This is a genomic window from Pontibacillus salicampi (assembly GCF_042434395.1).
Lineage (GTDB): Bacteria > Bacillota > Bacilli > Bacillales > BH030062 > Pontibacillus > Pontibacillus salicampi.
In genome coordinates this window covers 52,426-75,074 of the sequence record NZ_JBHLTP010000001.1, presented here as the reverse complement: position 1 = coordinate 75,074, position 22,649 = coordinate 52,426, and the positions used below count along the sequence as shown (strand labels likewise).

At 40.8% G+C, this 22,649-nt stretch carries 22 protein-coding genes; 15 read left to right on the top strand and 7 right to left on the bottom strand.

Going from position 1 to position 22,649, the window contains the following annotated elements; all coding sequences use genetic code 11:
- Positions 1-243 precede the first annotated feature (243 nt).
- The 3 genes from ACFFGV_RS00380 to ACFFGV_RS00370 all read left to right on the top strand — a co-directional run bounded on the left by ACFFGV_RS00380 (position 244) and on the right by ACFFGV_RS00370 (position 2,112).
- Positions 244-873 (top strand): hypothetical protein, encoded by a 630-nt coding sequence (locus tag ACFFGV_RS00380; RefSeq protein WP_377344529.1) that lies wholly within the window; start codon positions 244-246, stop codon positions 871-873.
- Positions 874-1,038: 165 nt separating this feature from the next.
- Complete coding sequence (locus tag ACFFGV_RS00375; RefSeq protein ID WP_377344527.1) at positions 1,039-1,368, top strand: S-Ena type endospore appendage; 330 nt, start codon at positions 1,039-1,041, stop codon at positions 1,366-1,368.
- A gap of 318 nt (positions 1,369-1,686) precedes the next feature.
- Positions 1,687-2,112 carry an S-Ena type endospore appendage gene (locus ACFFGV_RS00370; RefSeq protein ID WP_377344525.1) on the top strand — a complete coding sequence of 142 codons (426 nt, stop codon included), beginning with the start codon at positions 1,687-1,689 and terminating at the stop codon, positions 2,110-2,112.
- Positions 2,113-2,477: 365 nt separating this feature from the next.
- Here the strand turns inward: ACFFGV_RS00370 and ACFFGV_RS00365 are convergent, their stop codons facing one another.
- On the bottom strand, positions 2,478-2,798 hold the full coding sequence (locus tag ACFFGV_RS00365; protein WP_377344523.1) for a helix-turn-helix domain-containing protein: 321 nt from the start codon (positions 2,796-2,798) through the stop codon (positions 2,478-2,480).
- A 59-nt stretch (positions 2,799-2,857) separates the two neighbouring features.
- Positions 2,858-3,010, bottom strand: coding sequence for a transcriptional regulator AbrB family protein (locus ACFFGV_RS00360; RefSeq protein ID WP_377344521.1), 153 nt, complete (start codon positions 3,008-3,010; stop codon positions 2,858-2,860).
- A 354-nt stretch (positions 3,011-3,364) separates the two neighbouring features.
- Between ACFFGV_RS00360 and ACFFGV_RS00355 the strand changes: the two genes are divergently transcribed.
- Positions 3,365-3,499 carry a hypothetical protein gene (locus tag ACFFGV_RS00355; RefSeq protein ID WP_377344520.1) on the top strand — a complete coding sequence of 45 codons (135 nt, stop codon included), beginning with the start codon at positions 3,365-3,367 and terminating at the stop codon, positions 3,497-3,499.
- 809 nt (positions 3,500-4,308) lie between these two features.
- Here ACFFGV_RS00355 and ACFFGV_RS00350 read toward each other — a convergent pair.
- The gene (locus ACFFGV_RS00350) at positions 4,309-6,237 is read right to left on the bottom strand and encodes a fructose-specific PTS transporter subunit EIIC (RefSeq protein ID WP_377344519.1); all 1,929 of its coding nucleotides are present in this window, start codon (positions 6,235-6,237) and stop codon (positions 4,309-4,311) included.
- A gap of 109 nt (positions 6,238-6,346) precedes the next feature.
- Entirely contained in the window at positions 6,347-8,290 is a 1,944-nt protein-coding gene (locus ACFFGV_RS00345) for a BglG family transcription antiterminator (protein ID WP_377344517.1), read from the bottom strand.
- Positions 8,291-8,556: 266 nt separating this feature from the next.
- Between ACFFGV_RS00345 and ACFFGV_RS00340 the strand changes: the two genes are divergently transcribed.
- From ACFFGV_RS00340 to ACFFGV_RS00315, 6 genes are all read left to right on the top strand, one after another.
- Positions 8,557-9,795 carry a dicarboxylate/amino acid:cation symporter gene (locus ACFFGV_RS00340; RefSeq protein WP_377344516.1) on the top strand — a complete coding sequence of 413 codons (1,239 nt, stop codon included), beginning with the start codon at positions 8,557-8,559 and terminating at the stop codon, positions 9,793-9,795.
- A 164-nt stretch (positions 9,796-9,959) separates the two neighbouring features.
- On the top strand, positions 9,960-10,772 hold the full coding sequence (locus ACFFGV_RS00335; protein ID WP_377344515.1) for a polysaccharide deacetylase family protein: 813 nt from the start codon (positions 9,960-9,962) through the stop codon (positions 10,770-10,772).
- Between the two features lie 53 nt (positions 10,773-10,825).
- Positions 10,826-12,058 (top strand): hypothetical protein, encoded by a 1,233-nt coding sequence (locus ACFFGV_RS00330; RefSeq protein WP_377344514.1) that lies wholly within the window; start codon positions 10,826-10,828, stop codon positions 12,056-12,058.
- Positions 12,059-12,073: 15 nt separating this feature from the next.
- Positions 12,074-12,757 carry a response regulator transcription factor gene (locus ACFFGV_RS00325; RefSeq protein WP_377344513.1) on the top strand — a complete coding sequence of 228 codons (684 nt, stop codon included), beginning with the start codon at positions 12,074-12,076 and terminating at the stop codon, positions 12,755-12,757.
- Entirely contained in the window at positions 12,754-14,163 is a 1,410-nt protein-coding gene (locus ACFFGV_RS00320; RefSeq protein ID WP_377344512.1) for a sensor histidine kinase, read from the top strand. Before ACFFGV_RS00325 ends, ACFFGV_RS00320 begins: the two co-directional genes overlap by 4 nt.
- A gap of 329 nt (positions 14,164-14,492) precedes the next feature.
- Complete coding sequence (locus tag ACFFGV_RS00315; protein WP_377344511.1) at positions 14,493-14,642, top strand: hypothetical protein; 150 nt, start codon at positions 14,493-14,495, stop codon at positions 14,640-14,642.
- Between the two features lie 428 nt (positions 14,643-15,070).
- Here ACFFGV_RS00315 and ACFFGV_RS00310 read toward each other — a convergent pair whose 3' ends face one another.
- From ACFFGV_RS00310 to ACFFGV_RS00300, 3 genes are all read right to left on the bottom strand, one after another.
- Positions 15,071-16,171 (bottom strand): M24 family metallopeptidase, encoded by a 1,101-nt coding sequence (locus ACFFGV_RS00310; RefSeq protein WP_377344510.1) that lies wholly within the window; start codon positions 16,169-16,171, stop codon positions 15,071-15,073.
- Between the two features lie 16 nt (positions 16,172-16,187).
- Positions 16,188-17,594 (bottom strand): sodium:solute symporter family protein, encoded by a 1,407-nt coding sequence (locus tag ACFFGV_RS00305; protein WP_377344509.1) that lies wholly within the window; start codon positions 17,592-17,594, stop codon positions 16,188-16,190.
- Positions 17,595-18,378: 784 nt separating this feature from the next.
- Positions 18,379-18,729: a hypothetical protein gene (locus tag ACFFGV_RS00300; RefSeq protein WP_377344508.1), complete on the bottom strand. Its 351-nt coding sequence runs from the start codon at positions 18,727-18,729 to the stop codon at positions 18,379-18,381.
- A gap of 114 nt (positions 18,730-18,843) precedes the next feature.
- Between ACFFGV_RS00300 and ACFFGV_RS00295 the strand changes: the two genes are divergently transcribed.
- The 5 genes from ACFFGV_RS00295 to ACFFGV_RS00275 all read left to right on the top strand — a co-directional run bounded on the left by ACFFGV_RS00295 (position 18,844) and on the right by ACFFGV_RS00275 (position 22,638).
- Positions 18,844-20,124, top strand: coding sequence for a YheC/YheD family protein (locus tag ACFFGV_RS00295; RefSeq protein WP_377344507.1), 1,281 nt, complete (start codon positions 18,844-18,846; stop codon positions 20,122-20,124).
- A 54-nt stretch (positions 20,125-20,178) separates the two neighbouring features.
- Complete coding sequence (locus tag ACFFGV_RS00290) at positions 20,179-20,334, top strand: hypothetical protein (RefSeq protein ID WP_377344506.1); 156 nt, start codon at positions 20,179-20,181, stop codon at positions 20,332-20,334.
- A 158-nt stretch (positions 20,335-20,492) separates the two neighbouring features.
- Positions 20,493-20,861: a CidA/LrgA family protein gene (locus tag ACFFGV_RS00285; protein ID WP_377344505.1), complete on the top strand. Its 369-nt coding sequence runs from the start codon at positions 20,493-20,495 to the stop codon at positions 20,859-20,861.
- Positions 20,854-21,543 (top strand): LrgB family protein, encoded by a 690-nt coding sequence (locus tag ACFFGV_RS00280; protein WP_377344504.1) that lies wholly within the window; start codon positions 20,854-20,856, stop codon positions 21,541-21,543. The genes ACFFGV_RS00285 and ACFFGV_RS00280 overlap by 8 nt, the downstream gene beginning before the upstream one ends.
- Positions 21,544-22,002: 459 nt before the next feature.
- Positions 22,003-22,638 (top strand): response regulator, encoded by a 636-nt coding sequence (locus ACFFGV_RS00275; RefSeq protein ID WP_377344503.1) that lies wholly within the window; start codon positions 22,003-22,005, stop codon positions 22,636-22,638.
- Positions 22,639-22,649 lie beyond the last annotated feature (11 nt).

The following is a 22,649-nucleotide window of genomic DNA, read 5'->3' as shown; positions in this document are numbered from 1 at the left end:
AGAAGAAACCATTCCACTTAGTATGGAATGGTTTTTTTTTTAGGGTCGCAGCGTCTGGATAACCTCTATCCATTTGCGTATCTTCTCTGGCTTGTAACCTTTTTCCTTCCATTCTTCGACCAGAGCGAGCCACACTTCTTCTCGTTATTCCAGTGGAATGTATTACATGGGGGAAACACCACACAGACCTCGTCCTTGCTACATAGTATGCATTAATAACGAGTAAAACAGGAGGAAAACGGTATGGGGAAGTGTGGTTGTAATAGATGTAAAGGGAAATCGGTATGTTTGGAAAATAATAAAGTGGAAGAACGGTGGCCTACTGATCCTGAAGAATCGATGTTCTTTTTAACAGCTATCGCTCCCAAATTCTTATGTCCTGGTCAAACGTTTCGATTGCAAGTCCCAACATGTTTTTCACTGGCAGGTTGTACTGGTCCCGCAACAGCTTCTGTTTCTATCGGGTTTGTTGAAATTAATTTGAACGGTCCTGCTACATTTCAGGATTTTGGGGGATGTGGTTCAGGGTGCCCAGAAGGATCTTTTTTCGGAGTTATTAGTCCTGATGGAAAGGAGACTCTTATAGCTCTTGGCGATTATGCCCTTGATTGCTTGGTATCCGTCAAACCTTGCCCAACTCTTTGTTGTTGCTTAGAATTGGTGATTTTGGTAGAAGAAGGAGCGTCTAATCAACCTATTACGGTGGATGGTACTTTTTTTGGTGATGTTAATACTTCAGATGGTTGTCCAATTGGGGAGTTTAGTGGCGGTATTGAAGTCCCTTTTACCATTACATCCACATTGACGAGTGATACGCACCCTTGTTGTCGATGCAAGGAAACCTCGGGGTGTGATTGTCTCCATTCGGATTAAGTTCTTTGATGAAGGAATCCTCATTCGTCTATACCGTTGAAAGAACTTCAACATAGGATAAACTGAACTATCATGAGACGGTTCAGTACAAGAAATGGGAATGCAAGGATGGGAGAGTTAGTCGTCTAAGAGGAATGTAGTCATGAGAATGGAGGAAAAAGGGATATGTCTCAAATAGGTGGGTGCCGAAATGGGTCTTGTTGCGCATCTGATGCCATGTGTTGTACAGCTGTGGTAGAGGATCAGGAAACGACGTTCATTTGGCGAGATGATACAAATTTCATTATTAACGGCACGGTACGGGTAGAGAACTTTGGTATTGAAGGAGCACCTTCGGTAAACGTGTTTGTAAACGGGGGGCTCAAGTTAACCGTGGCTCCTGAAGCGTGTCAGGGTATTACATTGAATGATATGAATCTCATTGAATTGGTTGGCGTGGGTGGGACCGGATCTTCTACCGTGGAAGTATCCTTATCCATTAATTATAGTTATTAAACAGTGCTGATAAGGAGGTATGTCAGTATTGTTTGCGTATCTATCATTCTTAGGGTACTTTACGAGATGTTTTGGCATGCCAATTTTCCTCTATTGGGCTACTGTTTTGGTCTAGGGAATCATTAATATTTTGCATCACTTCCTCATGACTCCCCCACTGCCGGTTGGAGGTAGTACGTTGCACCAAGACCGAGAAAGCAGGCATTAGCCTGCTTTTTTTTGTATACACTCTAGCCTAAACGAAGAAATGGTGCTTCACATATACTACATTAGCACATCTTGTTATCGGTGTATTATACAAAGAGAGGAGGAAATCGATTGCGTACATCGAAGAAGGGCAAGGATGTCTGTGAGATGTATATGCCCCCAGAAGGGTGCGCTAACATCTATCCACTACGCCCTCCTATGCCAGAACCTAAAACGTGTATAGCTTCCAATGAGATAGCGGGAGATTTCTACCTTCCCTGCAATACAAATGGATTTACAATTTGGGGGACCACGGAACTTTTGCCATCTGGTTCGGTGAGTGTGTTTTATGAATATGGTTGTGCCTCTGAACTTGTGGTGACAGTTACCAATTCCACTGGGATGATGGATACGTTTCAAGTACCACCACATACTACGGTTTCTAGATCCTATGCGGATGTAACGGAAGTCGAGATAACTTGCCAAGGTGAGGAAGAGGAAGGAAGGTGTAAGGGGACTTATTGTATAACGATTGATTATCCCATAGAAGTCGATTGAACCAGCAGTTATCCCCATGCAAGTTTTTTCCATACGGGAGAGGAGGATTGCAATTAGGAACATTTGATTGCAACCAAGGTGCAATAATTTGGGGTGTTGTGATGTCACTTTACCAGCAGGAGACCCATCTAACTTAGTTTCACCTCCCTTCGTTTTACGCAAAGGCGACCCTGACGACATGTCCGAAGGAGGATATCAAGCGTATATGGGCTCATATATGTTCCTTTAATGCTTGCAAAATCGTTGGGTTAAAATTATATAAGTCTGCCGCCTTATTTAGCAGACTTGTTTTTCATTCAGAAGCCTAAGAAGGTGTTTATTCTTATCTCGAATGACTAGGTCAGTCTAATAGGAATGGTTTTTTCTTAGGACCGAAGCGTCTCGATAGCCTCTATCCATTTGCGTATCTTCTCTGGCTTGTAGCCTTTTTCCTTCCATTCTTCGACCAGAGCGAGCCACGCTTCTTCCTCCGCATCGATTAGCTCCTCTGTTGATGTTTCTTCGTATAGGTCCGCCATCGACACCTGCAAGGCGCGAGCTATGCGAACAACCGTCTCGCTATTGGTTTTTCGTTTATTAGCTTCCAGCATCGATATCTGCGATGTGCTTAGTCCGACTTTTGCAGCCAATTCGGATTGCTTCCATCCTTGCTTCCTCCGGTAATACCTCACTTTTTCCCCAATCATCTGCGTCCATCCTTCCCAACTCTACGTGACCGATAATAGGCTTCTTTATTATTTTATTGCTAGTCCGGTAGATATTCCTTCAGAATCTCTTTTCCTTCCGGGCTGACATACGCGCCGCCTGGTAGCTGAATGTTCTTATCGCTTATCTCTCCTGTGATAAAACAAGCCTTATCCGCTTTGTATTTCTTCATGATGATTTGGTCCTCATCCACGAATATCTCCAACGGGTCCCTGATTTCTATGCCCATACTGCGGCGCAACTTTTCATGATTGGATGCTCCTTTTTTATGATAGAGAACACATCTTTTGCTATTCTCTTCCTCCCTTTCTAGCATAAGGGATTATAGGAATATATTAATAGATTGCGAGGAGTATAGGTAGTGCGGACCCTATGTATCTATTAAGGTCGCGCGATAGCGCGACCAGGAAAGAAATCGGAACGGTTTTGCATGTAAACTGTAAAAAAATATCCAAAAAACTTAAATATATATATAGTACATATAGGGGCGGTGTTAAACACTTCACTACTTGCTGGTGGTAATTTTAAAAAAGGTGGTTATCTGCTCATGGATAAAGCTAAAAAAGAAGACAATGTTATTACCATGACCAAACGTAAATTTTATTTGTTTTTAGGATTTACTGTTGGGCTGACAATAGTTATTTATGGAATAGTAGAACAAGCCATGGAGAGAATATTTTAGAAGGAAGAGCAGGCGTATGCCCTTCCGCTCTTATTTCATCGTAAAAGAACTAGGGACCTACCTGGAGAGTAACAGGTAGGTCTTTTTATGTCTCTGAAAAGTCTCTCTTAATATAGTTAGGGGAGTTTTAAGGGTCTTAAAGAACCATTTGATACAACTATTATGTAAGTGATACGCATGGAATGATAGGTAAAGAGCCTATCGTGTGTGACACCGTATCGATATATCGTGCGCATGCGGTGTGATGTCATGATGTGCCACGCGGTATGCGTATGTCGTGTGGAATCTGGTGCACATCATATCGGCATGTGATGTCACACACCATCAGTATATGCAGGACATGCGTATCTCATGCGTACGCCGTGTGATATAGCGTGCAACGAGAGGGGTTTTAGAGGGTGTGCGTACGGTGTGTGCATGGCGTGAATATACAAGGCTAACTTCGAAAGAAAGAAGGAATCAACTGATGAGAGGGGGAGGTGGTTAATTCTCAAAATTAAATCATTCTCCTACTCCATATTAACCGGTGGTGTCATACTTGGAATTATCCTAGTGGCTATTGTAGATATAATGCCTCGAGAGCTGTTTATGCATTATGTTATGGTTGTCTTCTTCATTCAAAGCATTGCCTCTTCGGTTTATTTAGCTATGGTCAAGAGAATTTAAAATGGGACGCTATCTTACCAATGAGGTGACTGGGTAAGCGGACTACTATCTTTTGATGAATAGTTCTGTTTCTTCCTTTACACGGGAAACCTTCATAGTGACTACAAAAAAATCCCGAACCAAATTGGCTCGGGATTCCTTTATTATTCTATACTTTCTAAGAGCTTGTATGCGTCCTCTTTAGTTCTTGCTTGCAGGAGCTGTTCACGGAATGTGTCGTCCATTAGTTTGCGGGATAGCATCTGTAAGATTTTTAAGTGTTGATCTCCCTCATTATCTCGAGGAACGGTGATCATAAAGATTAGCTTTGCGGGTGTTCCATCAAAGCTGTGCCAATCCACGCCATCTTGCTTGATACCAAAGACAACCCTTGGTTTCGTCACAGCATTCGATTTAGCGTGGGGGATGGCGATGTTCATGCCGATGCCTGTAGTACTTTCTGCTTCGCGGGCCAGAATGGCTTCTTTCACATTTGCTTTGGATTGAACGATACCATCCTGATTCAGTAGCTCGATCATTTCATCGAGGACCTCCTCTTGTGTGTTTCCGCGAAGATTCGGCTCAATTAAATTCTTACTCGTGATATCTACTAGTCTGCTTACTTCTTCCTCTTGTCCGTCTCCAGAGTGTTCAGTAGGCTCCTCTTCTTCGGTAGCTTCCGGCCTTTCTTTAGTGGCTGGTTGGACATCCTTCTTTAGCAGGTTAGCTGTTATAGCGGTAACGAAGGAGCCTGCAATGATAGCGACAAAGAACATAATGACGTTATCAACGGCACCTAGGACACCAACGATTGGTCCGCCGTGAGCAACGCGGTCTCCCACTCCGCTCATCATAGCAATGACAGCGCCCACCATAGCACCTAGCATGTTACTTGGAATGACACGGAATGGATCTTGAGCTGCGAATGGGATAGCGCCTTCTGTAATACCAAACAATCCCATTGTGAAGGAGGCTTTTCCTGTTTCGATTTCAGCTGCCTGGAACTTCTTACGGTTTAGGAAGGTAGCAAGTCCCATACCGATTGGCGGAACAGCGATGGCTACCGCAATCGGCCCCATAATTTCGTAGTTGCCTTCTCCAATCATGGCGGATCCGAAGAGAAAGGCTACTTTATTGACTGGTCCACCCATATCAAAGGCAATCATACCTCCGAGAATTAGGGCAAGCAGTATGGAGCTAGTTCCTTGCATTCCCTCTAACCAGCTTGTTAGAGCCACGAATACTTGGGCGATAGGTGCTCCGATTAGTGTGACAAAGATGATTCCTACTGCAAGAGATGCCAACACGGGAATAACAATAATTGGCATAATGGGCTGCATGACCTGCGGTACTTTAATTCGTTTAATCCAAAGGGCAATGTAACCTGCTAGGAAACCAGCTACAATACCACCAAGAAAGCCTGCACCAGCTTCGCTTCCATACAGTTCTCCGTGTGTTGCGATGTAGCCCCCTACCATACCAGGTGCTAGACCAGGGCGATCGGCAATACTGTAGGCAATAAAGCCAGCTAGAATCGGAACCATGAAGGAGAATGAAGCTGCGCCGATACTTTCTATCGTCTTCCAGAAGGAATCCTCTGGGATGGAAATACCACTTCCTGTTTCGGATGTTCCCCCAATCGTAAGGGCAATGGCAATAAGCAGCCCACCTATTACGATGAATGGAATCATATAGGATACGCCGTTCATTAGGTGGCGGTAAAAGGCATTTTGGTTACCCTGCTGCTGCTCGGAAGAAGAGCTTCCTCCACCGCTTTCCTGATGGATGCTGGCATCTCCGTTTAGCATGCGGTTAATTAGCTTTTCTGGAGAGTTGATGCCTTCCTGTACTCCAACAGCAATTAGCTTTTTCCCGACGAAGCGCTCTTTGTTAACGGTTTTGTCTGCGGCAATGATGATACCATCTGCTTCTTGTATGTCTTGCTGTGTGAATTCATTTTCTACTCCAATGGAGCCCTGTGTTTCTATTTTTATCTCTACATTGAGTGCATCAGCAGCTTTTTGTAAATTCTCTGCTGCCATGTACGTATGGGCGATGCCATTGGGACATGATGTAATAGCTAGTAGTTTCATGCGTAATATCCCCCTTCGTCTCTTTTGTTATCGTTTACATGTTTAGTGTAACAAGGAAAAGAGGGGTAATAATGCGCTTTCATTACCGGAGGCTGTGGAACATTTCGTTTTATTTAGATTGTAAGGATGATAAAAACGTCATGACGTCATTGGATTGCGTTAAAGCTTGTATTAAGGAGGGCGATTCGCTGAGTGTGGACAATTCCTCAAATAGTTGCCTCGCTTCCTCCTGAGATTTGTATTTCATGCCTAATAAACAGACCATTTTCACCTTGCCAGTGCCCCAATCTATTGGCTCCTCCAGCGTGGCTATGGCGATGGACGACTGATTTACGTACTGGGGGCTGCCGTGGGGGATGGCTAGAAAGCCACCAATATTAGTCGATGACCACTGCTCCCGCTGGATGCAGCTTTCCATATATTCTGGCTTCACATATCCTTTGCTGCTCAACTTCCTCGCTAGCTGTTCGATAATGGTAAAGCGATGATTTACGGGTTGGTCCAAGTAGACAAGAAACGGACTAGTGTACTGCAATAATATGGACTCTTTCTTCGGAGTAGTCATCGCATCCTTTGGGTTTTTGAAAAAGTGCTGAAGCCTTTCTGTGTCCTTTCTTTCTAGCAGGGGGGACACAACAATAGTTGGTATATCGTGTACGGTTAGCTCAGTCGTTGACACAATGCAATCAATTGTATGCTCCTGGATATATTGAGCTACATCTGCTTTGGCAATACTGGCTATCACCTGTACCATCGGAAACTGCCGCTCTATTTTGGTACGGAGGAGCTGCGACATTCCCATTCCCATGTGGCATACAATGAGTGTGTTCACTTGATGATGCCGACTGGAAGAAAAGCGTTCTATCGAGGCTTGGAAATGAAGTACAAGATAGGCGGCTTCTTCCTCTGGAATATTTACAGCAAGAGCATCCTTAATCTCGTCCAACGAAAAGACAATTTGATCAAATAGGTAAGGGTACATTTGTTTAATATTTTCAAGCATTGGATTAGGCACAGAAAATCCATACTCCAATCGCTTTAGAGTTGTCTCCAGATGAGTGTGAAGTCCATTTTTAAGCTGATCATCGCTTGAGAAGTCAAACCCAAATATCGTTGTGATATGGCCAATTAGGTGATTGCTAACCAAAGACAGCTTTTCCGTCGTTTCTTCCGGAAAGGACGGATAATGGGTGCCATAGCGGAGTCTACCGCTTCTGATATGCAACGTAATGTAGGCGATTTCTGCTTCAGGGAAATGGACAACAAATGGTTTTTCTAATGAACGAACTAATTCCGAAGCCCATCCATATTCTTGTTGCTGCTTTAAAGTAGCCAATTCATCCTCTGACATCACCATCGTCTTATGTAATTTAATCCTCTTGATGGTGAGGAGTATATGGAGGATAAGCCCTTCTACTGTCTCGTCAGCATAAGGGATGTCATAAGTATGCTGAAAGGATTGCAACGCTTGTCTGACAAGGACGATTTCCTGGTGATCAAACAGCTGCTCCATCATCAGGCTACCTGAATCTCCGTTTTTCTCCCATGAGGTTAATCTAGCTAAGGCAGCGCGTTTATTTTTTTCTGTTCCATTAATGACTAGGCCAATTCTTTGCTTAGAGGCTAGGGATAACTGAAAGGGGGCAAGCCATTCTTGAATAGCTTCAATGTCCTTTTTAATAATGGACTTAGAGACAAAATAGTATGCAGATAATCCCTTCATAGTGATTGCTTTTGTTTCCATCAACAATTTATAGGTGATTTGTATTCGTCGTTCTGCTTCATCCAATTCTTCTTCGTGATTTATCTTTGATAAGTGTTTGTATAATTGACTTATATAGTCTTGTTGGATGTTAAGGTAAATGCCGAATCCTGGTTTGCGGATTATTTCCGCCTGAAAGGATTCTGACTGCAAATAGGCTTCTATCCGCTTCAGGTGATTCCGTATCGTCTTTTCAGAACAGTGAAATTTCTTGGCTAACACTTGAATAAGAACGTATTGATTAGCATGACTCAGTAGGAACAAAAGGATTTTAGTTTGGATGACGTTCATCGTGCTGTCTCCTTACAATAATTAGTATAGGTAATAGGTCATATCAATTTATAGCATAATTGTAACAGACTGTGTAGAGAAAGTGGGTCTAAGAGCGAGCATCTAGCTTTTCATATGATACCTCGCCGGGTTAAAGTAGAATACGATTGATAAACATCTCGAATTAAAGGCACTGACTTTGACAAGTGCGCTGTAATTTAGTACTTTTATTAAACCTGATTAATTAGATAAACATTATGTGAATTAAAAAAAGGAGGAGGGACAGAATGAAACAATTGTGGAAAGGATACTTGAATGTTTCCTTAATCGCTAAAATTTCGGTTGCACTTATTCTTGGTATTATAGTTGGTATTATAGTTGGCGAACAAGCATCGGTATTAGCACCACTTGGTGATTTGTTAATGCGATTGCTTCAGTTTATCATCGTTCCGTTAATTTTATTTACTCTGATTGTTGGGGTGAACCAAACTCGTCCTGGCAATTTAAGTAGGATGGGAGGGAAGGTATTTTTATACTACCTTATTTCCTCAGCGCTGGCTATTACGGTAGGGCTTGTTGTTGCGAGCTTACTGGAACCGGGAAGCGGCGTTTCTGCGCAAACGGATCAAACAATAGAAGCAAATGAACACCCTGGTGTAGCAAGTGTGCTATTAAATATCGTTCCAACTAATATCGTACAAGCCTTTAGTGAAATGAATCTGCTTGGAATTATCTTTACAGCACTTACTTTCGGTATTGCCATCTCTGCCCTAAGAAATTCACAGGAGCACGAGGAACTTGGGGAAAGTGTGTTTAAGGTAGTAAACGGTTTAAACGAAGCGACGTTTAAAATCATGAATGTTATTCTGCAATATGTTCCTATTGGTATCTTTGCTATTATCGCTGAAACAGTAGGGAATCAGGGGATAGACACAATCAAATCCCTTGGAAACATGGTCCTAGTCTTATATGTAGCACTGTTGGTACAGATTGCTATATATGTAGTCATCATGCTGATTTTCAAGGTAAGTCCAGGGCAATTCTTTGCGCAAGCTCGTAATCCAATGATTACTGCATTCGTTACGCAAAGCAGTTCTGGTACACTCCCGCTTACGTTAAATGCAGCAAACCGTCTTGGGCTGTCTAAAAGCCTTTACGGCTTCAGTCTCCCATTAGGCGCGACAATTAATATGGATGGGGCAGCTATTCGCATTGCGGTATCTGCTGTTTTCGCAGCTAATTATACAGGTGCAAGCCTTGGGATAACAGAAATGCTTACTATTGTGATTGTTGGTACGCTCGCATCTATCGGTACTGCAGGTGTCCCTGGAGCTGGTATCGTTATGATAGCAACGGTCTTCACTCAAGTGGGTCTTCCTATGGAAGCAGTCGCTATTTTAACCTCAATTGATGCTCTAGTAGGTATGGGTGCCACCTCCCTTAATGTAACCGGTGATTTAGTAGGTACAACCGTTATTAATAAAACGGAACAAAAGCATCTCGATGAAGATCAGGCAACTGCCTAATACAGGTTCCCTCACGCCATTTGGTGTGGGGGATTTTTTTGTATTAAGGTAGTAATCCTTACTAATAGTTCTCTTCTTAGCCAAATTTGTAACCTCGTTGTTACCCTTTCTCTCTGACTCTTTATTACTATTTGTATAGAAATAGAGAAAAAGGGGAGAGAACAGTGAATGATCGCAGTAAAAAAAGACTAAAAATAGCTGGAACAGAAATAGTAATACTATGTGTGGTCATCCTTTTATTGATTTTACTTATACAATGGAATAACCCTATGAAGGATAATTTGCCATCACTTTCATTTTCTAATCAGGCTTCCCATTCTTTAAGCAAGAAGGAGAGTGTACCAGAACAAAGATTTCCAAGAGAACAGCCTGAGAGGGAAGATGTGATATATTTAACGTTTGACGATGGGCCTAATCAGAACTCAGAGGCCATCTTAAATTTATTAAATGATTACAATGCAAAGGCTACTTTCTTTATGCTGGAGCCTCAGATGAAGCGGTATAAGGGAGCTGTACGACGAATGAGTGAAGAGGGGCACTCGGTAGGCCTGCATGGTGTATCCCATGATCAATCTAGGTTTTATGCATCCAAGCATTCCGTCCTGTCTGAAATGAACCAAGCCCAACATACATTGCACTCTATAACAGGAAAACAATCTCACTTAATTCGTACACCTTATGGGAGTGTGCCTAACATGACACCAGCATATAGGCGGGCAGTGAAACAGCAGGGATACCATTTGTGGGATTGGAACATCGATAGCAAGGACTGGGAGTACAAGGATAAGCGATATGTGCAGAAGGTCATCAATAAGGTGAATATGTTGTGTCAAACAGACAGGCCGATGGTCGTTCTCATGCACGAAAGACAAACTACTCTCGAGCACCTGGATGTATTGTTGTCTATTCTTAGTGAACAAGGGTTTACATTTAAGGCTGTACAAGAAAGCATGGAGCCAGTTCAATTTCAATCGTAATGTGTATCCTGATCTCGTTCTATACAAACGATATAACAAAGGATGGGAAATAAATGAAGAAAATGGTAAAAATGGCGGGAGCAGTTTGGTTCCTTCTGTTCATTAGTGGCTGCGCACTACACCAATCTCCTCCGGCCCAATTAATCTCTCCTCCTTCAAAAGGAGAGAAACAGTACTCCTTACAGCGTGTGATAGAGGAGCATGTTCCTAGTAATACTCCTCTAATGGCGCCGCGTAAAGGAGACAATCAACAGACAATTTTTCAAAAGGATTTGAATGATGATGGCAAGGAAGAAGCAATAGTGCTGTATAAGGAATCGGAATATCTTTCATATTTTCATTTAGTCGTTTTTTCATTTGACAGTACATGGGAACCTATTGTGAAGACTCAGATTGAAGGAGACGAATTAGATTATCTTACCTTCGTAAGTCAATCCAATACACCTCCCCTGCTATTAATTGGGGCTACGCAAGGAGAGAATCAGTCCAATCAATTACGACTATATTACCTTGAGGGTAATGCCCTTCAACAGATAGATTCAAAAGAATATACAAATCTCGTCCTTATGGATGTGACAGAAGACAATAGAAAGGATATGACACTCATAACCTTAAAGAGATTAGAAGCGGCTAATGTCAAGCTGTATGAATTTAACGGGACGAATAAGCTGAAATATAACTCCAAACTGGATATAGATCCCTACGTTAATGCTTATTATAATGTTGCGGCAGGAAGGGTTAGTAAGCATAAGAAAGGGATTTGGCTGGATAGCCAGGTTGGCGCTCACTCAGGTATGTCGGATTTAATAGTGTACGAGGAAGGAAAATTGGTGCGTGTTTTTCAAGATGATCCAATTTCCTCCCCCTATCCTGTGGAAAGTAGAGATATAAACAAGGATGGCATTCTTGAAGTAGGAACGAAGGTTTCCCCACCAGGTCAGGAAACTTCTATGGTAGCGACGCCGTGGATTGATTTGTACAAGCAATGGGACGGAGAAACAGGCTTAAACGACATCCAGCGTAACTATTACCACGGAGATTTTGTAATACAGTTCCCTGATGAATGGGGAGAAGACGTACAAATAAATTCCGAAGAATCACAGGTGAGCATAACCTCCCTTGAGGGGGAAACACTCTTTGAAGTTAAATGGCAGGACGCCTCTTCGTATGAACCAACTAAATCCTATCAAGTTCTTGCCAAAACGGAGAAGTATGTTTATGAGATACCAGATGGATTAGGCTCTGTCCGTAATGTATTTCAGTTATGGGTCGAACAGCTATCTTAAGAAGGGAAGAGAAATATGGCACAAGTATTAGTGGTGGAGGATGAGGTGTCCATTAGAAGCTTTATTGTATTAAACCTAAAGCGGGCTGGTTATGAGGTTGTAGAAGCTAGTACTGGTGAACAAGCGCTTGAATTATATCGCCAAAAGGAATTCTCGGTTATTGTATTAGATTTAATGTTACCAGGTATAGATGGCATGAAAGTATGCGAGTATATTAGAGAAATGAATTCCCATATTGGTATTATTATGCTTACAGCTAAAACGCAGGAAGAGGATAAAATTAATGGATTAGTAACAGGAGCAGATGATTATATCCAAAAGCCCTTTAGTCCTAATGAATTAATAGCAAGAATAAAGGCGCTGCTGCGGCGTGTTTCCCCAGTCCCATCCTCCTTCCTTTCTAGTGGACCGTTTACTTTCAAGGTGGAGGAAGAAAAAGTATGGAAGAATGAAGCTCTTATTGAGCTCACACCTACAGAATTCATGCTCTTATTAGAGCTAATAAGTCACCCGAAACAATTGGTCACTCGACATGATTTAATGGATAAGGTTTGGGGGAGTTCGTACATGGGGGACCCTAAAATAGTTGATGTGAATATAAGAAGATTACGACAAAAAATAGAGGAAGACCCTTCTGATCCTGCCTTTATTGTGACCTCATGGGGCAAGGGCTATGAATGGAGCGATTCTGTCACATGAAACGCAGGGTAATATTTTCGTTTATGGCTGTAATTGTGTTAATGCTGCTACTAGTGGAGGTGATGGTCTATTTTGGAGTGAAGCAGTACTACTATCAAGGGATAGCCAGTACCTTTCAACATCACGCAGAAACCTCTTCCGCCTTTTTAAAAAAATACCAGAGTGAAGAACTAAGAGAATATCATGAATATAGTGATGATATTATAAATGGTGTGCAGTATGATGGAGCTGAAGTGGATCTTGTTTCCAGAAGCGGGTCCATTGTGATGAGCTCAACAGGGGTTAAGAAAGAACAATTGGCACAGGTTCCTGATGAGGTACTGAATGGAGAATCAACGTATCGCGTGGAGCAGGATCAAGAGACAAAGGAGGATATACTCGTTACCTATAGCCCGCTATTATATAACGGACAAGTACTGGCTATTCTCCGATATTCTAGTTCGCTGTATCAGGTGACAGCTACCATCTGGAGTGTTATGCGGCTTGCCCTAATTGTAGGTGCTATCATATCAGTTATCGTATTTATTATTAGTCTCATACTGGCGAATTCCATTGTCACGCCGATAAAGGAAATAACAAGAGATTCATTATATATGGGAAAGAACAATTTCCAAAGTCGATTGAAGGAAGCGTATCCATTTGAGCTAGGGGATCTTTCCAGGACATTAAATTACATGGCAGATGAAATTCAGAAAACCGATCGAATGAAAAATGAGTTTATCTCTTCTATATCTCATGAGTTACGTACCCCTTTAACGGGGATAAAAGGGTGGATTGAAACGATAAATGGAGCAGTAGATTTATCGAAAGCAGAAATGGAACAAGGGATGACTATTCTGTCTGCTGAAACAAACCGTTTAATACATTTAGTAGAGGATCTGCTGGATTTTTCCAGGCTTCAATCTCATCGTATCATCCTCCACAAGCAGAAGCTGTCTCTCGCTAATCTTGTAAAGGAAGTAAAAGAACAAATGCAGACGGAAGCGCTCCAAAAAGATATCCAGACGAAGGTATCCGTTGAAGGGGATACGAACATCCTGGGTGATAGAAGCAGACTAAAGCAAGTATTAATCAACATGTACGACAACGCGGTGAAATATTCCCACCCCCATTCCGTTATTCACTTAACCGTTCAAGGAAATCCAAACGATGTAACCATAACCATCCAGGATCGTGGTATTGGCATCAAAGATGAGGACCTGCCATATGTATTAGAAACCTTTTATCAAAGTAATTATAATCAAGGTGGTTCTGGTTTAGGACTAGCTATTTCAAATGAAATTGTTTCTCTTCACGACGGAACGATAGCCTTAGAAAGTGAAATCAATAAAGGAACGAGTATAACGGTAACGCTACCTCGTTCACCTTCACACAAAGCCAGCAACTATAATGAGGAAACCTCTTAAGTCGGTATGTACTAATGGACTTAAGAGGTTTTTTATTCTTATAGCAATCTAAGTAATTTCCTATGAGAGTGGGTGTATGTGAGGGTATAGGCTTGTATGGATAATATAAACAGCCTATGCAGGTAAGCCTTTTCATACAATACAAACTTTTTTATACAAATTATTGAAAAGGAGTGTGAAATCACCAAAAAACGTGGTATATTTCAAAATAAGTCCTTAGTTATTCTTCAGTATTGAAAAAAGCACTGAATGCTTCTATATCATTCAGTTTACTGCGATTTACTGTTAGGGCTTTCCTATTATTAATCATGTTAAAGGAGGGTTATATCATGCATATGTTTATTAAGGCTCGTGAACTTTTCGAAAAGGATTATCAAGCTAGCCAAGAGGTTAATCATTACAATTCTTCCATTCAAGGCAACAAAGTTAAACCGAACAAATCTCAGTCTAAACTAAGAAGAAATCCATTTAAGAAATAAAAGGAGCACGAGTTTATTAATATGACATGAGAATGGAAAGTACCTGATTCCCATATTGAACAACCATAATGTATATACGCATCATCTATGGTACTTTCCATTATTTTGTTTACTCCAACACCTTCTCTATCATTTATCTTCTATTATTCCTACCAACTATGTGCATATTTCTATCTCTCCATTGCACTTCATTCATATTCGCTTGTAATAATACAAAATAGCTCAAAGCATGCTCCAAGCTATAGGTAACACAGCGATAATTTTATTTCATAGTAGTTTAACAACGCATGATAATGTTCCAAATGAAGGCGCTATAAAGGGTACCCATGTAAGACATAGCGTTCTTAGATATTCCATCATATATAAACAGTTTATAGTAACAAATAATGCCGTCCCACATCGTGAGACGGCATTACGTTTAATATCCTTTAATCAATAATCTGCAGTTCCTTCGGATATTTCGTCAATGTTCTATGCCCTTCCTCTGTAATGAGGACATCATCTTCAATCCGGACCCCGCCAACAGCTGGATCATATATGCCAGGCTCGATCGTGTAGGTCATGCCGGTTTCCAATGTGTCATCATTTAGATGACTCATGGATGGAAACTCATGAACGTTAATGCCTAATCCGTGGCCGATACGGTGTGGGAACTTATCTCCATAACCAGCTTGCGTAATAATATCCCTGGCGATTTGGTCTAAATCTCCAATACGGGCCCCTGGGATGCTTGCTTGAAGCGAAGCCATTTGTGCTTTTAATACAGTGTTATATAGTTCCTTTTGGGCTTCATTCACTTCCTTATACACTACTGTCCTCGTTATGTCAGAGGTATAGCCGTCAAGCACCACCCCTAAATCGAAAAGTACGAAATCACCAGGCTTTAACTCCCTATCTCCTGGATTACCATGAGGATGACCGGCTTTTTCGCCAAACAGAACCATTGTCGAAAAGGACATTTCCCGAATTCCTTTTTTCTTAAGCTCGTACTCTATTGTAGCGAGTACTTCCATTTCGGTAATCCCTTCCTGGAGAGATTGTACTCCAACCTTAACCCCATAATCAGCCATTTCAGCTGCTTTCTCCATTATGGCGATTTCCTCCTGGTCTTTTACGACGCGCATGCGGTTGAGCTTGTCCTCCACAGATGTCGGCTTAGCTGTTGGAAAGAGGCCTTGAAGAGCTTCACTGCGTTGAAATGTTAATACATCTTGTTCAAACGCTACAGCATGTATTTCCTGTACCTTTCGCTGCTTTAATGTGTTTTGAATCAGCTCCCAAGGATCCTCATGATCAGCATAGCCTAATACTTCATAGGGCCATCCCGTGTCTACTACCTGTCCTTTTTCCATACCCGGTACGACAAATAGAGGCTCTTGGTCCTGAAAGACAAATAAACCCATTAAACGCTCATGCGGATCGGTATGAAAGGCAGTCAGATAGAATACGTTTTCGGTAGAATTGAAGAAAGCAACATCAATGCCCTCCTCTTTCATCCATTGTTGAAGGTGTTCTAAACGATTATGCAATGCTGACACTCCTTTATTACGCAGATTTTACATTTTGTTGTTTGTTGGTTCTATCCGTTAGTGTAACAAGTATGAGTACTAATGTCGCGACTGGGACTGCAATGACGACACTATTAATGCTTCCAGGCTTACTTAATACTACCTCCCACAATAAAGTGGAGGCTACCCCGGCAATCATGGAGAACATACCAGCCATCGGTGTAACTCGCTTCCAGAAGAATACAGCTAATACAGCTGGTGTAATCCCTGCTCCATAAACGGTATAGGCATACATTTGCACGCTTAATACGGTTGGGAAATAGCTAATGATAATATACGCCATCACACCAAGCACGACAATAAAGGACTTGGTTACCCATAACTGTTTCTTGTCAGATGCATTCCGGTTGATATAATTTCTATAAATATCGTACGTCAGGTTCGTAGCTGCCGAAAGAAGATACGAATTTCCGGTCGTGATAATAAAGGAAGCGGCAGATGCTAACAAAATCCCGCCAACTGCTACTGGCATCGCGACGGTGGTAGCCATTAGTGCCATCCCCGGATCAATGTCAGGAAAAATAGACCGTGACGCAAAAGCAATGAAGGATATAGCTGGGGAGATAATCAGCATTGCTACCAGCCAGCCAATCTGACCTTTTCGGGAAGAACCTTCATTCTTTGATGATGCAAGACGTTGGTACATGTTCTGATCCCCAAGCAGCAAGAACAGGGAAGGAAGCAAGTAGCCCAACAATTGTACTGTCGTCAAGCCGCCTGTAGTACTCATGTGAGAGGCGGGAACATTTGATACGATGTCATCCCATCCACCAGCGACGACAAATATAGTTGGAATGGTAAGAAGTAAACCCCCCACCATTAAAAAACCACTAATGGCATCTGTTTGAGAAACAGAGCGCAGACCGCCTATCATGGCAAGAAATATAATAAGTGCCGCGCCAACCATCGTACCAACCTCGACAGATATACCCGTTGTGAGATTTAATATAAATCCAAATCCCTTCATTTGATACGAAACAATTCCTACATACGCTAAAATAATAATGACACTGGCAATATTTCGAGACGTCTTTCCATACTTCGCTTCAAGAATCCCAGATACGGTATATTTACCAAATGCTCGAATTTTCGGAGCGACTATATATAAAACGATAATTCCGATTAGGGTTGGCAGCATAAGCATTAAAGCTGGAACTATTCCATAGCTGAAGGCCATCGACGTTTCTCCACCTGATATACTTCCACTACCTGTCCATGTAGCTAATAGGGTACCCATGAGAACAAAGGGTCCTAAGCTTTTTCCCGCCAGTACGAAATCTTCACTTCCTGATACTTTCTTGGACATAAAGATACCGATTCCTACCATAATGACGGCGTAAATTCCGATAAACCATAGTAATGTTGGATCTTGTTGCAGTTCCATAAGTGTATATCCTCTCCTGATTTCTTTGTTTGTAGATAAAGTATCTACGCGCGCTACTTATGTGAACTAAATGAATTGAATTTGTTGCTGTCTCATGATCCGGATTCATGAGAGCAAACGAAGCGTTAAATAGAGGAAACTGAATGGGAAACCATTCAGAGTGGTAACCTTGCTTATGTCTCCGCTTCACATAAGAACAATTGTATATAAAATTATCATAATTCACGTGAAATGAAAAACACGATGAAAACGTTGCAGTGAGGGCTTTTTCTAAGGGGAGAAACGGGTGTGGTTTTTATTTCCAGCTTTAGTGATGAGGATTAAATAAGGGGATAGCTATATTGTCGAATTACTACCAATATTCTAAAATCAGTAAGTTCTTTACTAAGCTAAACCAAAATAAATGAGTCGATAGCATTACTTATAAATAATAGGTGTTATGACATTTAACCTAATATAATGGTTTTTAATTCCTTCTTTTGAACTCTATGCTATGATAACAGGACGTAGATGTTATTTAATCCATATACAATCATTTATATGGATATCGGATGCTATGCTTACCTATAGCAAAAAAAGTCGTTACCTCTTGTTTTAATCCAAAAAAAAACAGGTACATCATCCCTTAAAACAATAAAGGGAACCCCTGTTAATAACATATCAACTAGTTATGCCCAACCTCTATCTCTAGAAAAGCCGTTTTATGATTATACTTAACTACCGATAACATCGTTGAAAGATGAGCACATAAGAGAACATGGAAATATCAATAGCTCTTTCTCTTTTATAAAGGACATCCTAAATTGTTTAACTCATCAAAAAAGAGTGCAGTTTCTTCAAATTCCCCACTATCAAAGGCGTCTTGAAACATGGATATTACCTGATTTTCTGTTAAGGGGTAATTGACATCTGGATGAGCAGCGTTTAATAATGCAGCTACAGAAGCTCTTGCCAATGCGTTAAGCATACCTCCACCAAGATTTAGTGCATCTTCTAAAGTGATATCTGGATTAAATGCATTCCTGTCAAATGTTGTATTAAAGCTATCATTTGGATCAAAACCAGTAGGAATCCATTCATCAAAATTTTGAGGTTGCCTCCAAAAACCTGGCGTGCATCCTTGTCGAAGTCCCATACATATCCCTCCTAATTATTCTATAATCCCTCGTGTTGGAGCAGCTGTTAAATTATTCTCAACCATCCTAGTGCTAATAGCATACTATGCAATACAATAGGGAGGGTTATTGCAATGGCTAAAATAGGTAGATGGAATAGGTACCAATTACTTGTTAATCATGCTGATATCAAACCTTATGTCTTACCAACAGTCCTTTTTAGTAAAGATGTCCTTCAATTGAAAGAACAAAAATGGTTTCGTGTAAGGCCATGCTTCGGGATAGGAGATTGTTGGGTTATTTTTAAAGAAAGTCCAAATGAATATAAAGTAATGGTTGATGAGGAACAAATTTTTGTGGAGAATGAGCTGGATTTTTATCAGAAAGTGAAAGAGAGAATGGAACGTTATCATGTACTTATTATGGAGGAATTGGTTTATAACCAATCGGAGTACACCGAAGTAATAGTAACGACTCATAAAGAGGGCTTACTAAATTGGGATGTTTGTAATATTAATCTAGTTAATGACAATCCTTCTATTAACATTTCCTATGAAGAGATAAAGAACATTGCGCAATGTACTTCTGAAGTGATGGGGGAGCATATACCCCTATGCTATACAACAGTAATAAAGTTCATTGTAACTGAAGAAGACATATGGTTGGATGATGTTATACCTCATTATACCAATAGTAAATGGAATCAATATCACATCTTACGTACTGTTCCACAACTAAACACTCACCTACCGAACACTCAAATAGTTACAAGCCTTCCTGAATGTGATTGGATAAAAGCTTCTCAAAACTTGATAATTAAACCGTGCTATGGACAAAATGGAATCGGCATCACTAAACTCACAATAAATCACAATACGAATACCTATCAATCTCACCATGAACTAGAAGTATTAAGCCATAGTCGTTTGCAAAATTGTGTATCTCATATAACAAATAATTACTTAGAAGATAAAGAATATGTGATACAACAATACATTTCATTAGCTACTGTTGAAGGAAGTATATTTGATACAAGAGTACTTTTAATGAGGAATTCTACCAGTAATAGATGGGAAGTGCTTTGTAAAGTAGCACGAGTAGCTGTTAAGTCTTATATTGTTACCAATGTAGCCAGGAAAGTTGCTTTATTGCAAGAAATACTTCCACAATCATCTGTTTATCATTCTTCTTATGACATTGAAAACCAGATAGACCGATTAAGCATATCCGTTGCTAACCGGTTTGGTGAATATTATAGAGATAGTAGTAGATTAGGAATAGATATAGCCATTGATCAACAGGCCAAAGTATGGATACTAGAAGTGAACGTAGTGCCTGATTTATCAATGTATAAGAAATTGGAAAATACATCAATGTATGATGATGTGATTAGCAAACTCAAAGAGATAAAATGATAGAAGTTATTTACTATCCTTTGTTAAAGATAAGAAAGAAGGTGATGTAGTAATATGGGGTTTGTATTATTTGTTATTTTTACAGTTATGTTTATTAGTATCTTCTTTCGGGTGCGCCGTATAGAGGAGATGCTAGAGCAACAGCAGAACGATATTACTGTTATGAAGGAAACCGTAAAGCGTTTTCATGATGAGAAAAGAGAAGAATAAAGATAGTACACCTCTATTTCTGGGTTGCACTGCCTATCTTATTTTTTATATACTTTTTTTGTTTGTAGAGGAAACAATACTGTCCAATACAAACAAGACAAGGTACAATAAACAAATTAGATGTGGCATTGTACGCGCCGGGAGATAGGGGGCTTTTTATGAGAATCTTTGCTTTAATGGTGAATCTAGTTATATTGACCATATTTTATTATATAGGTGTCTGGATACAGGATTATTTCCAATTATTTATACCAGGCAGCATTATCGGCATGTTATTATTATTTCTTTTTCTTTCTACAAAGCTGTTTAAGGTGTATTGGATTGAAGCAGGGGCGAGCTTACTTATTCGCCATCTCCCCCTCTTATTTATTCCCGTTACAGTAGGGATTATCAATTATTTGCATATCTTTAGCGGTCAAGGGATACTGCTCGTTTTTATCGGCTTAGTAAGCACGTTTATGGCAATGGTTGCCGCAGGTATGACGAGTAAGCTGCAGGTGAAGCGGGGGGATAGAGAGTATGAATAACCTATGGATAGGGAGTATAGGACTTATTAGTACTTTGCTGCTCTATTATGGAACGAAAAAGCTTCATCAGCGCTTTCCGTCTCCATTTCTCTTACCGGTATTGACCTCCACCATTGTAATCGGCGCTTTTTTGCTATTATGGGATATTCCATATGAGGTTTATATGACAGGAGGGAAGGTAGTAGACTGGCTGCTTGGGCCGGCTGTCGTTGCGTTAGCTTATCCATTGTACCGACAGTGGGAAGTGTTGAAGCGATATTGGATGAACATCCTTTCCAGTGTAACCGTTGGTGCGATTATAGGCGTGACAAGTGGGATACTGTTCTCTAATTGGCTGAACGTAGAGGAATATCTTATCTATTCTCTTATTCCGAAGAACTCTACTACTCCTGTGGCAATGTCTGTCGCTGATTCAATTGGTGGTATTCCTTCCATGGCGGCGGTGTTTGTTATGATTGCCGGAATCGGAGGTGCGGTGTTTGGTCCTATTGTATTGAAATGGGCTACCATTGATCATTTTCTTGGAAGAGGAATCGGCTTCGGAAGCGCCTCCCATGCCATTGGTACATCAAAGGCTATGGAAAATAGTGAAGAAGAGGGAACAGTTAGTACAGTTGCCATGATTCTTTCCGCTATTATCATTTCCATTATCAGTCCGCTGTTTGTATATTTGCTGTTATAGCACTTTTGACGGAATTAGTTGTACGTACTAACGAACAGAGACTTTTCTACTGAGCAAAAAGGGATGCTCCGCTTTTAATATAGGTAGTAGGTATTAGCTATTTTCACGAAAGCTGTCCCACGTTGTCAGGGGCCACAGGAAGGCGAGTATTTTTCAAATCATACCTTTCACCAATAAAGATTGCAGGGCAACTATTGATAGCTCTAATCCAATATAGTAAACATGTAAAAAGCCTCACTGACGTATGTGAGGCTTTTTGAGTATGCTTTATCAATCTTAATGACCATTCTTTTCAGCCTATGGTCGTCTTCTGTATATGGTGGTAAAATATGTATAATTCAATATATAGAACACACAACAGAATCATATACTAGCATGTAAAACAATTGCTTCTCTTATTCTAGTAGAGAAGAAGGTCCCCTGTTCCAAAAAAACGTAACTTAATTCAGGAGGTAGCCTATGATAAATGTTATTGTAGTGGATGATCATACTGTGTTGAGAGAAGGAATTTGTAAAGTCATTGAATTGGAAAAGACCATTCGTGTCGTAGAAGAAGCCAATTCAGGCAGAGAACTGAGGCAACAGCTCGCCAAACAGCCACCTGATGTCATTTTACTAGATATTCACCTGCCAGAGGAAAATGGCATAGAGTTGACGTTATACATAAAGGAGCATTACCCACAGTGTAAGGTGTTAGTACTAACCATGGCAGATGAAGAGCATTATATGAAGGCAGCTCTTGATGCCGGGGCGGATGGATATATGCTAAAGGAAACCTCCAGTGAGGAGCTCATCAGAGGGATTCTTAATGTGTGCAAAGGGGACTGCATTATATCGCCATCAATGACGAAAAAGCTATTATTACCATATCGCCAAAAGCAGCCGGAGGCTTCCCGCTCTCTTACAAACAGAGAAAGAGAAGTATTAAAGGAGTTAGCTAAAGGGCTTACCAACAAGGAAATAGCTAATATTTTATATATTAGTGATCAGACGGTGAAGATCCATATCAGCAATATCTATAAAAAGCTAAAGGTGAAAAGCAGGTCACAAGCGATTGTCTATGCTGTAGAGAAGAATTTGGTGTCTATTATTTAGTGCCTCTTCTC

Excerpts from the sequence above, each read along its gene's own strand:
- ACFFGV_RS00380 (WP_377344529.1), top strand. The coding sequence starts at position 244 with ATGGGGAAGTGTGGTTGTAATAGATGTAAAGGGAAATCGGTATGTTTG.
- ACFFGV_RS00375 (WP_377344527.1), top strand. The coding sequence starts at position 1,039 with ATGTCTCAAATAGGTGGGTGCCGAAATGGGTCTTGTTGCGCATCTGAT.
- ACFFGV_RS00365 (WP_377344523.1), bottom strand. The coding sequence starts at position 2,798 with ATGATTGGGGAAAAAGTGAGGTATTACCGGAGGAAGCAAGGATGGAAG.
- ACFFGV_RS00355 (WP_377344520.1), top strand. The coding sequence starts at position 3,365 with ATGGATAAAGCTAAAAAAGAAGACAATGTTATTACCATGACCAAACGT.
- ACFFGV_RS00350 (WP_377344519.1), bottom strand. The coding sequence starts at position 6,237 with ATGAAACTACTAGCTATTACATCATGTCCCAATGGCATCGCCCATACG.
- ACFFGV_RS00345 (WP_377344517.1), bottom strand. The coding sequence starts at position 8,290 with ATGAACGTCATCCAAACTAAAATCCTTTTGTTCCTACTGAGTCATGCT.
- ACFFGV_RS00340 (WP_377344516.1), top strand. The coding sequence starts at position 8,557 with ATGAAACAATTGTGGAAAGGATACTTGAATGTTTCCTTAATCGCTAAA.
- ACFFGV_RS00330 (WP_377344514.1), top strand. The coding sequence starts at position 10,826 with ATGAAGAAAATGGTAAAAATGGCGGGAGCAGTTTGGTTCCTTCTGTTC.
- ACFFGV_RS00325 (WP_377344513.1), top strand. The coding sequence starts at position 12,074 with ATGGCACAAGTATTAGTGGTGGAGGATGAGGTGTCCATTAGAAGCTTT.
- ACFFGV_RS00320 (WP_377344512.1), top strand. The coding sequence starts at position 12,754 with ATGAAACGCAGGGTAATATTTTCGTTTATGGCTGTAATTGTGTTAATG.
- ACFFGV_RS00315 (WP_377344511.1), top strand. The coding sequence starts at position 14,493 with ATGCATATGTTTATTAAGGCTCGTGAACTTTTCGAAAAGGATTATCAA.
- ACFFGV_RS00305 (WP_377344509.1), bottom strand. The coding sequence starts at position 17,594 with ATGGAACTGCAACAAGATCCAACATTACTATGGTTTATCGGAATTTAC.
- ACFFGV_RS00300 (WP_377344508.1), bottom strand. The coding sequence starts at position 18,729 with ATGGGACTTCGACAAGGATGCACGCCAGGTTTTTGGAGGCAACCTCAA.
- ACFFGV_RS00295 (WP_377344507.1), top strand. The coding sequence starts at position 18,844 with ATGGCTAAAATAGGTAGATGGAATAGGTACCAATTACTTGTTAATCAT.
- ACFFGV_RS00290 (WP_377344506.1), top strand. The coding sequence starts at position 20,179 with ATGGGGTTTGTATTATTTGTTATTTTTACAGTTATGTTTATTAGTATC.
- ACFFGV_RS00285 (WP_377344505.1), top strand. The coding sequence starts at position 20,493 with ATGAGAATCTTTGCTTTAATGGTGAATCTAGTTATATTGACCATATTT.
- ACFFGV_RS00280 (WP_377344504.1), top strand. The coding sequence starts at position 20,854 with ATGAATAACCTATGGATAGGGAGTATAGGACTTATTAGTACTTTGCTG.
- ACFFGV_RS00275 (WP_377344503.1), top strand. The coding sequence starts at position 22,003 with ATGATAAATGTTATTGTAGTGGATGATCATACTGTGTTGAGAGAAGGA.